This is a genomic window from Flavobacterium movens (genome assembly GCF_039581425.1).
In the GTDB taxonomy this organism is placed as follows: domain Bacteria; phylum Bacteroidota; class Bacteroidia; order Flavobacteriales; family Flavobacteriaceae; genus Flavobacterium; species Flavobacterium luteolum.
This window is the reverse complement of sequence record NZ_JBCPXY010000006.1, coordinates 344,642-360,956: the sequence shown is the minus strand read 5'-3', so window position 1 is coordinate 360,956 and position 16,315 is coordinate 344,642. Positions and strand designations below refer to the sequence as shown.

General features: G+C 34.0%; 10 protein-coding genes. 4 read left to right on the top strand and 6 right to left on the bottom strand.

The genetic code is table 11. The features are described 5' to 3' along the window. The 3 genes from AAYQ05_RS13435 to mnmE all read right to left on the bottom strand — a co-directional run. Window positions 1-3,814 (bottom strand): Ig-like domain-containing protein (locus AAYQ05_RS13435; RefSeq protein WP_343543992.1); only part of this gene is annotated, 3,814 nt, incomplete at its 3' end. Between the two features lie 125 nt (window positions 3,815-3,939). Then, complete coding sequence (locus tag AAYQ05_RS13430; protein ID WP_343543991.1) at window positions 3,940-5,055, bottom strand: helix-turn-helix domain-containing protein; 1,116 nt, start codon at window positions 5,053-5,055, stop codon at window positions 3,940-3,942. A gap of 385 nt (window positions 5,056-5,440) precedes the next feature. After that, complete coding sequence (gene mnmE, locus AAYQ05_RS13425; protein WP_281632900.1) at window positions 5,441-6,841, bottom strand: tRNA uridine-5-carboxymethylaminomethyl(34) synthesis GTPase MnmE; 1,401 nt, start codon at window positions 6,839-6,841, stop codon at window positions 5,441-5,443. Between the two features lie 181 nt (window positions 6,842-7,022). Here mnmE and AAYQ05_RS13420 point away from each other — a divergent pair, with 181 nt between their 5' ends. After that, window positions 7,023-7,856 (top strand): universal stress protein, encoded by an 834-nt coding sequence (locus AAYQ05_RS13420; protein WP_281632901.1) that lies wholly within the window; start codon window positions 7,023-7,025, stop codon window positions 7,854-7,856. 62 nt (window positions 7,857-7,918) lie between these two features. After that, on the top strand, window positions 7,919-9,691 hold the full coding sequence (locus AAYQ05_RS13415; protein WP_343543990.1) for a MutS-related protein: 1,773 nt from the start codon (window positions 7,919-7,921) through the stop codon (window positions 9,689-9,691). A gap of 88 nt (window positions 9,692-9,779) precedes the next feature. Here AAYQ05_RS13415 and AAYQ05_RS13410 read toward each other — a convergent pair whose 3' ends face one another. Next, window positions 9,780-11,384, bottom strand: coding sequence for a Na+/H+ antiporter (locus AAYQ05_RS13410; RefSeq protein ID WP_343543989.1), 1,605 nt, complete (start codon window positions 11,382-11,384; stop codon window positions 9,780-9,782). Between the two features lie 164 nt (window positions 11,385-11,548). On the opposite strand from AAYQ05_RS13410, the gene ribB reads away from it, so the two are divergent. Both ribB and AAYQ05_RS13400 read left to right on the top strand, forming a co-directional pair. Then, entirely contained in the window at window positions 11,549-12,211 is a 663-nt protein-coding gene (gene ribB / locus AAYQ05_RS13405) for a 3,4-dihydroxy-2-butanone-4-phosphate synthase (RefSeq protein ID WP_343543988.1), read from the top strand. Continuing rightward, window positions 12,212-12,784, top strand: coding sequence for a Crp/Fnr family transcriptional regulator (locus AAYQ05_RS13400; RefSeq protein ID WP_343543987.1), 573 nt, complete (start codon window positions 12,212-12,214; stop codon window positions 12,782-12,784). A gap of 364 nt (window positions 12,785-13,148) precedes the next feature. On the opposite strand, the gene AAYQ05_RS13395 is transcribed toward AAYQ05_RS13400, so the two are convergent. Beyond that, entirely contained in the window at window positions 13,149-14,846 is a 1,698-nt protein-coding gene (locus tag AAYQ05_RS13395; protein WP_343543986.1) for a ribonucleoside-diphosphate reductase subunit alpha, read from the bottom strand. An 18-nt stretch (window positions 14,847-14,864) separates the two neighbouring features. Then, complete coding sequence (locus AAYQ05_RS13390; protein WP_281632907.1) at window positions 14,865-15,839, bottom strand: ribonucleotide-diphosphate reductase subunit beta; 975 nt, start codon at window positions 15,837-15,839, stop codon at window positions 14,865-14,867. Window positions 15,840-16,315: the final 476 nt, after the last annotated feature.

Here is a 16,315-nt window from a genome sequence, read left to right as displayed (position 1 = left end):
TGACTGAAATTGGTTTAGCAGTAACTGCAAAATCGCTTTCTGTGAAACTAATTGCATAATTTGAACCAGCACTTAAGGTTCCTTGTCCAATAGCATAAGATCCTACATTCTCGCCTGCTGTTCTTGATAAAGCTCCTGTAAAGACATCACTTCCAACTAAACCCGGTGAAAATGTATAAGTCAAAACAGGATCAGCAGAACCATAAGTTTTTGTTTGACTATCTGCTATGACTGAAATTGGTTTAGCAGTAACTGCAAAATCGCTTTCTGTGAAACTAATTGCATAATTTGAACCAGCACTTAAGGTTCCTTGTCCAATAGCATAAGATCCTACATTCTCACCTGCTGTTCTTGATAAGGCCCCCGTAAAGGCATCACTTCCAACTAAACCCGGTGAAAATGTATAGGTCAAAACAGGATCAGCAGAACCATAGATTTTGGTTTGACTATCTGCTGTAACTGCAATTGGTTTAACGGTAACTGCAAGATTGCTTTCTGTGAAACTAATTGCATAATTTGAACCAGCACTTAAGGTTCCTTGTCCGATAGTATAAGATCCTACATTCTCGCCTGCTGTTCTTGATAAAGCTCCTGTAAAGGTATCACTTCCAACTAGACCCGGTAAAGACATATAACTCAAAGCAGGATCGATTGAGCCGTAAGTTTTTGTTTGACTATCTGCTGTGATTGAAATTGATTTTTTTTCAATAGTAAGAGTAATGTCTCTTAATCCTGATCTATAATTCCCATCAGCAACCTGAGTCGCACGTATTGTTACAGTACCAGCATTGACTAATGTAACTTTTTTATTATTTGTTTCGGACAAAATTACCGAACCTGTTCCTCCTGCAATTATAGAATAACTGATGTTTCCTGGAGAATCAGAAATTGCAGTTAAATCAAAATCAGCATCGCCATAGATTTTGCTAATATCTGCAAAAGTAATCGTAGGGCTAATAGCTGCATCGACTAAAACAGCCGTAGTCACACCTACATTATTCAACAGTAAATTTGCATCGTTTGTTGCAAAGTCTCTTAAAGCTCCTCCATTAAGCCTTATAGTGCCAATCTCAATACCATCAGTATCTAATTCTCCAGCTTGAACGATGTATCTAAAGGTTAAACTACTCGAACCTGAGCCACTAAAATAATCAACTTGGCGAGTTGTAGCCCCAATAGTTATTGCTAATTGCGGTGTGCCACTAACGAATACACTTTCAGGAAAATTAACCGTAAAATCTAGAGTATTTCCAGTTGTATATGTTCCATTTACAGGTACAGTCAAATTTATTACTTCTGGTGCAGCTGTATCTATGGCATAGTTATTAGAAACGGTAGTTCCGATTCCTGTATTACCTGCTGCATCTGTTACACCAGTATTGAACAATGTTATAATATTAGTCGCTTCTGCAATATTTGGCGTCGGTGTAAGATAGGCTGTCCAAGTAACACCGCCATCTAATGAACGTACTGCGCCTAATGTTCCACCTTCTACTATAAAACCAGCATTGGTAAAACCTGTCACTGCTTCTGAAAAAGTAAAAGTTACCAAACTCGTTTCACCAATCTTCAAATTTGTATCTGCAACCTCTATAGATGCGGTTGGTGCAGCTGTATCTACGGCATAGTTATTAGAATAGGTCCTAGCGTTCCCTGCATTACCTGCTAGATCTGTTATGCCAGCATTGTTCAATGTTATAATATTACTTGCATCTGTAATATTTTGTGTTGGTGTAAGATAGGCTGTCCAAGTAACACCGCCATCTGATGAACTTACTGCGCTTACTGTTCCGCTTTCTACTGTAAAATCAGCATTGGTAAAACCTGTCACTGCTTCTGAAAAAGTAAAAGTTACCAAACTCGTTTTACCAATCGTCAAGTTTATATCTGCAACCACTATATATGCGGTTGGTCCGACAGCATCAACTAAAACAGCTGTAGTCTCACCTACATTATTTAATAGTAAGTCAGCATCGTTTGTTCCAGAGTCTTTTAAAGTGCCTCCGTTAAGAACTAAAGTACCGATAGTAATACCATCATTATCTAATTCCCCAGATTGAACAATGTATCTAAACAATAAACCACTCGTCCCCGAACCACTCATATAAATAGCCTGGCGCGTTGTTGCTCCAATGGCTATTTCCAATTGAGGTGTGCCGGTAACCGTAATATTTCCATTGAAATTAACTATAAAATCCAGGCTATTCCCAACAGTGTATATTTTATTTGCAGGAACATCTACACTTGTTACAATTGGCACAGAGATAGCAAACGTGATTTTTGTATTATTTACACCACCAGCATTTTGTGTAGTAATAGTATAAGTATTTGAGGCAGTTGGAGCCGTTGGTGTACCCGAAATAACACCCGATGTAGTATCAAAATACAAACCGACAGGTAAAGCCGGACTAATTGTATAAGTTTTTGTAGGGTTTGGTTCCGGTGTACCTCCTGTATTGGTAGGAGTCAAAGATGCTATAGCAGTTCCCGTAATATATGTTGTCTTAACTCCCGCATATGAAATATTTGGTACGGCTGGATTTACCGTAACATTAATTTTCGCCCTTGTACTTTCGCAACCGTTTACAGTTTGCGAAACCCAATAAGAAGTTGTTCCCAAAGCACTAGTTAAAGGCGTAATTGTCGAAACGCTTGTGCTTGTTGTTGCATCTGTATACCATTTCAAATTTGTACCGTTTGTCGTAGTTAAGGCAGACGCCGTTGCTCCAAGAGTATAAACTACCGGAGTAGACACAGTAGGTGCGGCAGGTACAGGATTTACAGCAACATTCACTGCATTTCTGGTAACAACAATTTTTTTTACGAGACTATTGTTGGTATCTGCTACAAAAATATTTCCCGAACCATCTATAAAAACACCGTACGGACGGTTAAAATCATTTCTTACAGTTGACATAGTAAGTCCATCAGGAGATATTTTATTAATGCTGTTTGTTCCGTAATCTGCTTCATATATATTTCCAAAAGCATCTATTGCAAGTCCAATTGGATTATTAATTCCAATAGTCCTTAAACTTTTAACACTCCCATCAGGAGCTATTTTTTTAATAGCATTATTGTTGGTATCTGATACATAAATGTTTCCGGCAGCATCTAAAGCAATTCCTTGCGGATGATTAAATCCAATTGCCAATGTTGTTGTAGTAACGCCATCAGGAGAGATTTTTTTTATAGCATTATTAAATTGATCTGCTACATAAATGTATCCAGCAGCATCTACAGCCACATTACAAGGTCTGTTAAAACTGCCTCCTAAAGTTGTAACAGTACTTCCGTCAGCAGATATTTTTTTAACTGCATTATTAGTACTTTCTGCTACATAAACATTTCCGGCGGCATCTAAAGCAATACCAAATGGACCACTGAGTCCACTTTTTAAAGTTGTAATAGTAAGCCCGTCAGGAGACATTTTTTTTATTGCGTTATTAAGCTGATCTGACACATAAATAGTTCCTGCTGCATCTACGGCAATTGAAGTTTCTTTATTGAAGCCACTTCCTAATGTTATGGGAGCAAATGTTTCTTCTAAATAATAAGTACCAGTAGCGAGTGCTGTAGTTGAGTTCAATGCTGTTTGGCTGATGTCGGAGCTGTACCATTTATAACTACTGCCGACAGTAGTCCCTGTACTCAAATTGGTAACAGTTGCAGAACCGCAAAATGATTGAGATGTCTGTGCTATCCCGCTGGCAAAATTCAGCAAAATAAAAACCATCAGTATCGATAATCTGGAAAGCAGCCGATCGCGTGTTTTTTTTAAGACCACTCTCAGCGAATAAGTAATTTTTGTCATATTCTATTTTTTGCAGACAAAAGTAAAATAGAGGCTATGGTAAGAGATACTCCAAAAAGTTTTATTCAAAAAAATCTATAGCCCAAAAAGTCATTTTGACTATATAATCAAAGCAAAAAGGAAGTTTATAGAGCTACTTCTAATTCTTGTTTTTGAAGTTCAGACGGCAGAACACCATGATGTTTTTTAAAAGCGGTACTAAATTTACTGGTGTTTTCGTAACCAAACTTATATGAAATTTCCTTTATGAGAAGTTTGTTTTCTATAATAAGTTCTTTGGCTAAGATCATCTGTTTTTCCTGAAAATATTTATAGATGGGTTTTCCAAAAAACTGCTTAAAATCTGATTTGAGTTTGCTTTCAGAAATCTTAAATTTTTCAGCCAAAAAATCAATTCCAGGAAATTTGTCAAATAAATTACCTAATAAATAGTTTTCGACTTTATTGATACTAAATTTATCATTATAGTCAATGACAGAATGTCTTTTAATCACTTCTTGTTTCTTGCAAATTTTCAAGAAATCAAAAATAAGATTCAAAGTATAAAGTTTAAACTGGAGAAAATCGATATGAGTTGATTCATTATTCATATTCATAACTTCGTCAAACAAGCCAAAATTTTTCAATACCTCTTCTTCTTCATCAAGCGGCCAAGCAATATAAGGTGTATCAGATGCTATAAAATCATTTAATCCCGCTTCAGAGAACAAACTATTTTGAACAAGATTTTTTTGCAGCCATTCTTCACTAAAATACAGAGTGATGTATTTATTATTTGCGCCTTTAAAATTCACATCACAATTGCGTTCTTTTGGTTTAAAGAATGTCCAACTGTAATTCGCGAAACATAATTGTTTTTCACAGATTTTCATATCAGCTACTACACGAGTTGTAACATTATTTAGACTAAGCATATAATAGCCTCCATCCTCAATTTTCAATTCCTGAGGATTATCATAAATAAGATCAAAGGCAACATTCGTTTTATATTTCATCTTAGAATAAATAACCCAAAGGCCCTCTTCTAATTCTTGATAGTTAAAACCTCCTGAACAAAATGGCGTATTAGCATAAACACTCTGCTTTACTCGATTGTGTTTCATAAACGGGTAGTTGGCAAGACTCTCTACCAGATCCTGCGGAGATTTACTGCTATAAGGAAGATGATAGAAACCATTGCTGTACGTAAAAAAGTACTGCTTAAATTGGTTTAGCCAATTCTGTAATTTTTGTTGAAGCATTTTATGCGTAAAAAAAGTTTACTTAAAACCATTTATTAGAATACCGATTTTTTATTCTTCTAAAAAGCAGGTTTTGTCGTTGTCAAATATAGTCGTAAATGATCTTCCTTTGCAAATTGCACTATTAAAATTATTTAAAAATGGAGTTGATACTTTTTTGTGACTAAAAGAGTAGGCTCTATATAACTAAAGTTGTAAAAAAATAAGGACATAAAACTTAAAGTTGACTTAACATCCTTTTTCCCACTGCATCATAATGCTTTAATCTCTTGATCGTAAATACTCACATATTCAAAAAAAAACTGAATAAAAAAAACATCTAAAACATTAATAATTAACATTTTAACTGTTTCATTTATTTTTATTTTATGTTTCTTTACGCCCTCTATTTCCCGATGCAGAAATTCGCAAAAATATTCCCCAATAATTCGTCATTAGAAACTTGTCCTGTAATCAGTCCGAATTGATATAAAGCTTCGCGAATATCAAGCGCCATTAGATCACTTGAAAGACCTGATTCTAAACCAAATTTTACTTTCTGAATTTCATCTAAAGCTTTTAATAACGAATCATAATGTCTTGTATTGGTAACAATCGTTTCATTATTTCGAAGCGCTCCTGTATTCACAAAAGACAACAATTCATTCTTTAAATCTTCTACTCCTATTTTTTCTTTCGCAGAGATCAATAGCAATTTTGCATTTAAATTCTCTAACTGATTGGTTATATTAGCTACTTCATCAGCAGATAGAATATCTTTTTTGTTCACTACAATAAGCAGCGGTTTTAGTGGATATTTATTTTTGATCTGCTCAATTTCATTTACAAATTCAGAACTTGATGTCTGAAACTTTAATCCATCAAACAAATAAATTACAACTTGAGCCTGTTCTATTTTTTCGAAAGTTTTCTTGATTCCGATACTTTCTACAACGTCTTTTGTATCACGAATTCCTGCAGTATCAATAAATCTAAATCCAATACCGCCAATTACTAATTCGTCTTCAATGGTATCGCGCGTAGTTCCTGCAATGTCTGAAACAATGGCACGTTCTTCGTTCAACAAAGCATTCAATAAAGTCGATTTACCAACATTTGGTTCACCTACAATCGCAACTGGGATTCCGTTTTTGATTACATTTCCAACAGCAAACGAATCGATTAAACGTTTTAAAACAAATTCAATACGGTTTAATAATTCATGAAATTGTGTTCGGTCTGCAAATTCTACATCTTCTTCTGCAAAATCCAATTCCAATTCTATTAAAGAAGCAAAATTTAAAAGCTCTTCTCTTAGTTTCGCAATTTCATTACTGAATCCGCCACGCATTTGCTGCATCGCAATTTGATGAGAAGCTTCGTTGTCTGACGAAATCAAATCTGCCACCGCTTCTGCTTGCGATAAATCCAGTTTTCCATTTAAGAAAGCTCTTAATGTAAATTCACCAGCATCAGCCATTCTACAGCCATTTCGAAGCAATAACTGAATAATCTGCTGCTGAATATAAGTCGATCCGTGACAAGAAATTTCAATCGTATCTTCTCCCGTATAAGAATTCGGACCTTTAAATACCGAAACCAAAACTTCGTCTAATGTTTTACTTCCGTCTACAATATGCCCTAAATGAAGTGTATGCGTCTTCTGTTTTGTTAAATCCTTGTTTTTAATAGATTTAAATACCGAATTGCCAATTGTAATGGCTTCGGCTCCAGAAATACGAATTATGGCGATAGCTCCAGCTCCCGAAGGCGTGGCCAAAGCAACTATAGAATCTTGATTTATCATGCTGCAAAGGTATAAAAAAACGCTCAAATTCTTTTCTGCGTTAATGCAACTCGATTCAAACAAGAAATCTTCAAATTAATTGAGATTAATAAATTATTAATTGTTAAAATACTGATAAATATCAGGTTGTTTTCTTCGCAGAATGAGTAAATTTGAGAGACAAACCTTAATCTTAAGTACTATGAAAAAGATATTATTTCCAACCGATTTCTCTGATGCTGCTACCAATGCATTTGTCCATGCTTTAGAATTTGCTAAAGTGGTAAACGCCGAATTAATCTTACTTCATACATTCGAGATTCCCGTTTACGACAGCCAATTCTTTCCAGAGAATTATGCTTCTATATACAGTTCAATCGAATTGGCAAAATTTGAAATGTTTAAAGACGAAATTCCAAAACTACGCCAAATTGCTGCCGAACGTAAATTAGAAGATATTGTAATCAAACACCGTTTAATGGATGGTGATCTTATCTACAACCTAAAAAATGCCGTAGAAGAAGATCAAGTCGATTTTGTGATTATGGGAACCAATAGCGCTTCTGACTGGACTAAATTCTTTACAGGTTCTAATACCGAATCTGTGATTTCTGGAGTCGAAGTTCCTGTTCTGTGTATTCCTATCGATGCAAAATACAGAAAAGTAAAAACTATTGGCTTTACTACACGCTACCGTGAAAAAGATAAAAAAGAACTGAAAAAAATTCTGAAAATCGCTAAAAAAACCGGTGCTAAGGTAAAAAGTTTATACGTTAAAACTTCTAATTCAGATGTTTCAGAAGAAACTAGAAAAGAATGGGAAAAAGAATTCTCTGAAGAAAATGTAGAATTTTTAGTTTTACCAAGTGATGACGTCAAAGAAACCATTCTTGACTTTATTCTTTACAAAGACATTGATGTTTTAACCACAATTACACATAAACGCTCATTCTTTGAAAGTCTATTTGATTCAAGCTTTTCAAAAAAGATTGCCAAAGAAGTAACCATTCCAATTTTGGTTATGCATGAAGATTAAATGGCAATAGTGATGATTTTGTGACTTAAAAGCTATATTTGTATTTCAACCAAAATAATAGAATGAAAGCATATCCAGACAACGTTACAAAATACTCAGAACTCTATAATAAAACCAACAAAAAATACAACAGCATATGTCTTTTGAGACTATTAAGTATTTTCCTTTTCTTGTTTTTTATGTTTTATTACATCAAGACAGATCAAATACTTTATGTTACCCTAGCTGTTTTGTCTTTTGCTGGTTTTATTTTTTTTATGAGAATACATTCGAGAGTATCATTTCAAAGATTGCTGGCAGAAACACTTTTAAAAATTAATCAGAACGAAATTGCTTTTCTGAAAAGGGAAAAAACACCTTTTGAAAACGGAGCTGAATTTATCGATTTTCATCATCCGTATGCTTACGATTTGGATATTTTTGGAGATCATTCTTTATTTCAAAACCTAAACAGAACTGCCTCTTTTATCGGAAAAAAAACACTTGCAGAGTTATTACTGCATACGCTTCCCGAAACAGAAATTTTAGAAAATCAGGAAGCCATAAACGAATTAAAAAGCAAAATTGATTGGAGGCAAGAATTTCAGGCTTTAGCAATTATAAGTCAAGATTCTAAACAATCTTATGAAGCGATAAAAAATTGGACTTCTTTTACAAATAACTCATTACCTAAAGTTTTAGTTGCATTATCATTTATTCTTCCAGTAACATTTTTTGGATTTCTGGCAGCGTATTTTATTACATCAAAAACTATTATACTTTCTTATTTAACGTATGTCTTTATTGCCAATTTAATTGTTTTAGGAAGAGCTGTAAAGAGAATTCAATCGGAAATAGCAAAAGCAGATAATGTCGCTAATATCATAAAGCAGTACAGTCTATTGATTGAAAAAATTGAACGTGAATCTTTCCAATCTAATAAACTAATTCACTTACAAGAACAGCTTAACTTTAAGAATGCCAAAGCAAGCCAGCATTTAAAACAGCTTTCTGAGTTATTTTCAAGAATGGATACAATAAATAATTTTGTAACAGCCACTTTATTCAACGGAACATTCTTATTCAATCTGCATGTTTTAAAAGCACTTTTAAAATGGAAAGAAGATTATGCGTCAGAAATGAATCATTGGGTTTCTATTATTGGCGAAATTGAAGCACTAAACAGTCTGGCAAATTTGGCGTATAATAATGAAGATTTCGTTTTTCCTGAAATCAATTCTCATTATAAAATCGAGTTTAAAAATCTAAGCCATCCGTTATTGAACCCCGCGACAAGAGTTGGAAATGACACTCAATTTCATCCACAATCTTTTGTGATTTTGACCGGATCTAATATGTCTGGGAAAAGTACATTTTTAAGAAGTTTAGGGATCAATATGGTATTGAGTGGAATTGGTTCAGTTATTTGTGCATCAGAAGCTAAAGTACATCCACTTCCAGTATTAGTTTCAATGAGATTATCTGATTCTTTATCTGATAGTGAATCTTACTTCTTTGCTGAAATCAAACGTTTAAAACAAATTATGGATGCCCTTGAAAATCAGCCCGCTTTTGTTTTATTAGATGAGATCTTAAGAGGTACAAATTCTGATGATAAAAGAAACGGAACAATTGAAGTAGTGAAGAAAATAATTTCTAAAAAAGCAATTGGTGCAATTGCAACGCACGACATAGAAGTTTGTTTGACTACAAATGAATATCCTGAAATTTTAACCAATCAATGTTTCGAAGTTGAGATTCAAAACAACGATTTACATTTCGATTACAAACTCCGAAACGGAATCTGTAAAAACAAAAGCGCAACATTTTTGATGCAGAAAATGGGGGTTATTTAATGGTGAATTGTAAATGGTGAATTATTAATTATTTTCTATATGCAAAGAAGACATTCACAATTCACCATTTACAATTGACAATTGACAATTAATTTTCCTCGTACATTTCCATCCACAAACGGGTTTCTTCCAAATCGAGTTCTTTTTCTATTTTGCGGAAGATTTCTTCATTGACAGAACCAAATTTATGCATCGATTCTAATTTTGCTCGTTCTACATTCAGCAGATCGATTTGGATTTTAGTGAAATCATTAAAAATTTCACCGCCAAGAAGTTTTCCATTTCCGAAGAAATTAGCTGGAAGTTCTGTCTTTTGAAGTCGGTTGAATTTTACTTCGTATTTGCTTTTAATATTATGAAGCAACTCATCATTCAGTAAAGAAAAATTATCTTCTATATGTGCGATCGTTTCTGAAACAATAACATTTCGAATGTTATATTCTTCGGCAAGTATCGAATAACGTTCAATTTTTAGTTTCTTAATCAACCATGGAAGCGTAAGACCTTGTATAACCAAAGTCGACAGAATAACACAGAAAACTAAGTATATAATTAGATTTCGAAGCGGAAATTCTTCTGTTTTATTCAACATTAACGGAAGTGCCAAAGCCGCAGCCATAGAAACCACACCTCGCATTCCTGACCATCCGAAAATGATCATGTTTCGATAATCAAATTGTTCTTTTTCTCGAATCTTTTTACTGATTACCCGAGGAAGAATTGTAGCGGGAATAACCCATAAAAAACGAACTAAAATCACTACAATACTTATAACTGCTCCCCAAATGAATAACGAACTGCCAGAATAATTACTTATTCCTGCAATGATTTGTCTTAACTGAAGTCCAATTAAAATAAAGATTAAACCATTCAGAATATTATTAAGCACATCCCAAATTGTATTCGTCATAATTCGGCTTTCATGCGAAAAAATGGTTCCTGATCTCGCTGCCAGAAAAAGGCCTGTTGTTACCACAGCCAAAACTCCAGAACCTTCAAAGTGTTCTGCAAGAAGATATGAAGCAAATGGCGTCAATAATGTAAGTGTTACTTCGATAATATCATCACAAACAAATCTTTTATGGATATAATACATAATATAACCAACAGCCAAGCCTATTGCTATGCCTAAAACTGACATTAATACAAAATTTAATCCTGCTTGCCACAAAACAAAATTACCTGCTGTAATTGCTGTAAGCGCATATTTATAGGCAACCAGACCACTTGCATCGTTTACTAAACTTTCTCCTTCTAGGATCGCAATTAACCTCGGATTAAGCCCTAACCCTTTTGTAATCGCCGTTGCCGAAACGGCATCAGGAGGAGAAACAATAGCACCAAGCAAAAAAGCTAACGGCCAAGACATATCATCAATAAGCCAATGTGCCGAAACAGCAACAAGTCCTGTTGTAAAAAAAACCAAACCCACAGCTGCAAAAGTTATCGGACGTATGGACTGCTTAAAATCTGACCAGCTTGTATGCCATGCTGCATGGTATAAAAGAGGCGGTAAAAATATAATAAATACAATTTCTGGACTCAAAGCAATTACAGGAAGTCCAGGAACAACACTAATAACAACACCGCATAAAACCAAAACAATAGGAATCGGAAAATTATATCTTTTACTAACAAGGCTAAGAAAAGCCACACCGAAAAGCAGCATTATGATTATGGTAATATTATCCATTTGAGATGGTTTTGATTAGATTTTGATTTATGGAATTTGGGTACTAAATTAAGATTTTATGACAACTAAATTAAAAAAATAGAATACCAATTTATTGACTTATGTCAAACTTTTTGGCTTTAAACAACTTTAGATTTGCTTCTTATTATTTCTAAAAAGGTTTTATGACAAGTACAGAATTAAGTCCGTTAATACAATTTGGAATTTCGAGTAAAGAACGTGTAGAAAATGCTTTAGAACAGCTTAAAAAAGGAAAAGGTGTTTTGGTAACCGACGATGAAAACCGAGAAAATGAGGGAGATCTTATATTTTCTGCACAACACATAACTGTTCAGAATATGGCTTTAATGATTCGCGAATGCAGCGGCATTGTCTGCCTTTGCCTAACGAATGAAAAAGCGGATGAATTGGAACTTCCCTACATGGTAAAAGAAAACACAAGCAGTTTTCAAACTCCTTTCACGATAACAATTGAAGCCAGAAACGGAGTTACAACTGGAGTTTCTGCAAAAGATCGAACTACCACTATCAAAACAGCTATTGCAGCAAACGCAAAACCAGAAGATTTAGCAAAACCTGGACATATTTTTCCTCTTAGAGCAAACAATAATGGTGTTTTAGGAAGAAATGGTCATACTGAAGGAAGTGTCGATTTAATGAAATTGGCGGGTTTACAACCTGAAGCTGTCCTTTGCGAATTGATGAACGAAGACGGTAGCATGGCGAAACTAGACAAAATTGTTAGCTTTGCACAAGAACACGACTTAGTGGTTTTATCAATCGAAGATATTATTTACTACCGTAAATTCGTTAGAGATTATAACTAAATGATATACGAACAGCTTGGCAATTCTATTCGAAAAAGCATTAACGTTTCTGATGAAGATTTAGAAACCATTCTCTCCTATTTTAAACTTATCAAAAAAGGAAAAAATGAAATTTTGTTGGCTCAAGGCCAAGTAAGTCAAGAAACATTTTTTGTTGCGAAAGGCTGTCTACGCATCTTTTTTATTAATGAAGAAGGAAAAGATGCTACGAGATATATTGCTTTCGAAAATCAATTTGCAACAGCTTTAGTTAGTTTTATCACCAAAATGCCAGCGTTAGAAAATATTCAGGTTGTGGAGAAATCGGAATTGCTTTCTATCTCTCACGAAGATTTCAATCATTTAATGAAAATTGTTCCGCAATGGCGTGAGTTCTACAGTAATTATCTGGAGAAAGCGTATGTAAATAATGCCAATCGTTTAATGTCTTTTACAACTATGGATGCTTTAGAAAGATACAATCAGCTTTTGAAAATAAATCCTTCCATTGTGAAAAGATTGCCAAATAAAATTGTTGCTTCTTATATTAATATTTCACAGGAAACTTTGAGTAGGTTGAAATCTAAAGTTTAGAGCTTTTTTTTTAGCCACTAAGACGCTAAGACTCTAAGTTATTTTTAGCCACGCGCGAAACAATTCGTAAATTTAATTAAATTATTATTTCAATATGAATTGCCTCCAGCTTTAGCTGGAGGTCAAAAAGGAGAATAAGAAGGCTTTAGCCAAATTCAAAGTTTGGCTAAAGCCTTTTACAATTTAAAACAAAAACCTCCAGCTAAAGCTGGAGGCAATTCATATCTGTCTTAATCAGCTTAAATCTTTTAAAATCTGCGTGAAACCCTTTGCGTTTCTTGCATATAAATCTTAGTGAATCTTTACGGTAAAGATTCACAATAAAAAAAAGCCGAATCTAAATTAAGATTCGGCCTTTTGATTTTTATGATTCACAGCTGCTGCAAGAAACAAGACTTGTTACCAATTCTTTAGAAACACTCTGGCTTCTTTGGTAATACAGACTTTTTACTCCTTGCTGCCAAGCTTCAATCATTAAACGGTTTACATCTTTGATTGCCAATTCTGCTGGAATATTAAGATTTAAACTTTGTCCTTGATCAACAAATTTCTGACGAATTCCTGCTTGCTGCACAATTTCTAACTGGCTAATTTCTTTAAATGTTTTAAAAACATCTTTTTCAGTTTGTGTCAGCTGCTCCATGTGTTGCACACTTCCTCCGTTTAGCATAATTCCTCTCCAAACTTCTTCGTTGTCTAGCCCTTTTTCTTCAAGCAACTTTTTAAGGTATTTGTTTTTACGCATAAAGTTACCTTTACTCAATCCAGCTTTATAATAGTTACTGCTAAAAGGTTCGATTCCTGGCGAAGTTTGCCCTAAAATTGCAGAAGATGAAGTTGTTGGCGCAATTGCCATTGTGGTTGTATTACGTCTTCCGTAACCTTTTAGCAATTCTGGTTCGCCATAAATTCTAGCCAATTCTTGACTAGCTTTATCTGCTTTATCGCTAATATGTTTGAAAATCTCTGTTGTTTTCATTTTAGCTTCCATTCCTTCAAACGGAATCATATTTTTCTGCAAATAAGAATGCCATCCTAAAACTCCTAAACCAAGCGCACGGTGTCTTTTAGCAAATTTATTCGCTGCAGAAAGATAATAGTTACCTTCTGTTTTTTCAATAAATTCCTGCAAAACAGCATCTAAGAAAAAGATCGCCAATTTTACCGCTTCAGTATCTTTCCATTCTTCATATAATTCTAAGTTCATAGAAGATAAACAGCAGATAAATGATTCATCATGCGTAGACGGAAGCATAATCTCACTGCATAAATTACTGGCGTTGATTCTTAGATTCTGATCTTTATAAACTTGCGGCTTATTTTTATTTACGTTGTCACTAAAGAAAATATACGGTAATCCTTTTTGTTGGCGGCTTTCCAATACTTTCGCCCAAATTTGTCTTTTATCAACATCGCCATCAATCATTTCCTGCATCCAGTAATCTGGCACACAGATTCCCGTAAACAGGTTTTGAATTGGGTTTCCGATACTTTTAATTTTTAAAAATTCCTCAATATCCGGATGGTCAATATCTAAATAAGCAGCAAACGCACCACGACGAACTCCACCTTGAGAAATAGTGTCCATTGCCGTATCAAAAAGTTTCATAAAACTAACCGCTCCACTACTCTTTCCGTTATCAGTTACAGCACTTCCGCGTTCACGTAATTCACCAAAATAACCAGAAGTTCCACCTCCAATTTTAGTCTGCATAATTACTTCACCCAGTTTATGTGTAATCCCTTCAATCTTGTCTGGAACATGAACATTAAAACAAGAAATTGGCAAACCTCTTTCGGTTCCCATATTGGCCCAAACTGGCGAACTTATGCTCATCCAACCTCTTTCGATCATTTCCATGAAAGATTCTTTCAATTCTGGTTTGTACAGCCTTTTCGCTGCAGCCGTACAAATTCTATCGATTGCCCCTTCTACAGTTTCTCCTTTTAAAAGATAGCCACGATTTAAAATCTGTTCACTTTCAGAATTTTTCCACCACATTTTACTGTCGTTTTGCGTTTCAAAATTAGTATTTGCTGAGTTTGTGTCTGTCGTATTCATAAGTATTCTGGGCTTGTATTAAAAAAGGTCGTTTGCTGTAATGCTTTTATCGTGTTTTGTATATTCTACTGGACGTTTTGCAAAGAAATCGTCTAAACTGTTTGCAAAAACCTCTTCTTCAAACCAAGTCATTTTTGAATATTCTTCTGGAGCCACATTAAAAATAGTTTCAATATTGATTTGTTTTAAGCTCTCGTCAATTCTAAATTTCATGAAGTTTACTAAATCTTCTTTATTTATGGTTTCTATCGCTCCATCCTCAAAAATCCAGTCCAAAATAGCAGCTTCAACACTAATAGATTCTTTTACTGTTTCTCTAATTAACTCTAAAGTTTCTGCATCAAAATATTCTGGAAACTCTTCACGAATTTTATTAATGATATAGATTCCGCCATTAGCGTGAATTTGTTCGTCGATCGAAGTCCAAGCAATAATATTGCTCACATTTTTCATATAACCTTTGAATCTTGTAAAAGACAGCAAAATGGCAAACTGACTAAATAAAGATACATTCTCAATCAGGATACTGAACAAAATCAGTGAAACCATATACTTTCTGTTATCCTGAGATTTGGTATCTTTCAGTACATTCGAAAGATAATCTACACGTCTGCGTATTACAGGGACATCTAACAGCTTTTCAAACTCATCATTATATCCTAAAACTTCCAGCAAACGAGAATATGCTTCTGAATGTCTAAATTCACATTCCGCAAAAGTAGTTCCCAAACCGTTGAATTCTGGTTTCGGAAAATGCTCATATATATTACCCCAAAAACTTTTTACAGCTACCTCAATCTGTGCAATTGCCAACAAACTATTTTTAATTGCTGTTTTTTCTGCCAGATTTAAATGTGCATGAAAATCTTGTGTATCGGCAGTAAAGTCTACTTCGGTGTGTACCCAGTACGCTTTATTGATCGCTTCGGTAAATTGCAGAACCTCAGGATACTCAAAAGGTTTGTAATTGATTCTTTTATCAAAAATTGACATATATATAGAGTTTTAAGTGACTATTTTAGAGACAGAAATATGAGCGCTTAAATTGGGGAGGGATTAGCGTGATTTCTATAATTACAAATTTAACCTACAGTTATTCTTTTGTCCCATTTTAGATGTTAAAAATCCATCCAATTATCAACAGTTTTAAAACTTCAAAAATTCGGTATGACTCAAATTTTATCAACATGAAAATAATGTTCTGTAATTTGCAATGAACTAGCATTTTCCCTAAAATTAATATCAAGTTATCAACATCAAAAAATGGTCTTTTTGAAGACAGTAATAAAAACAGTTATCAACATTCGTATTTTGAAAACAGAAATTTGAAGAAGAATTTTGCTTGGAAAAAACGCTAGTTATTAATAATTATTCTAAATAATACTTTGAACCGCAAAAACATAACAATCATTATTACAGTAATTTAATATCTACATATTATAAAAAAGTTTTGAAATTCACAGAAAACA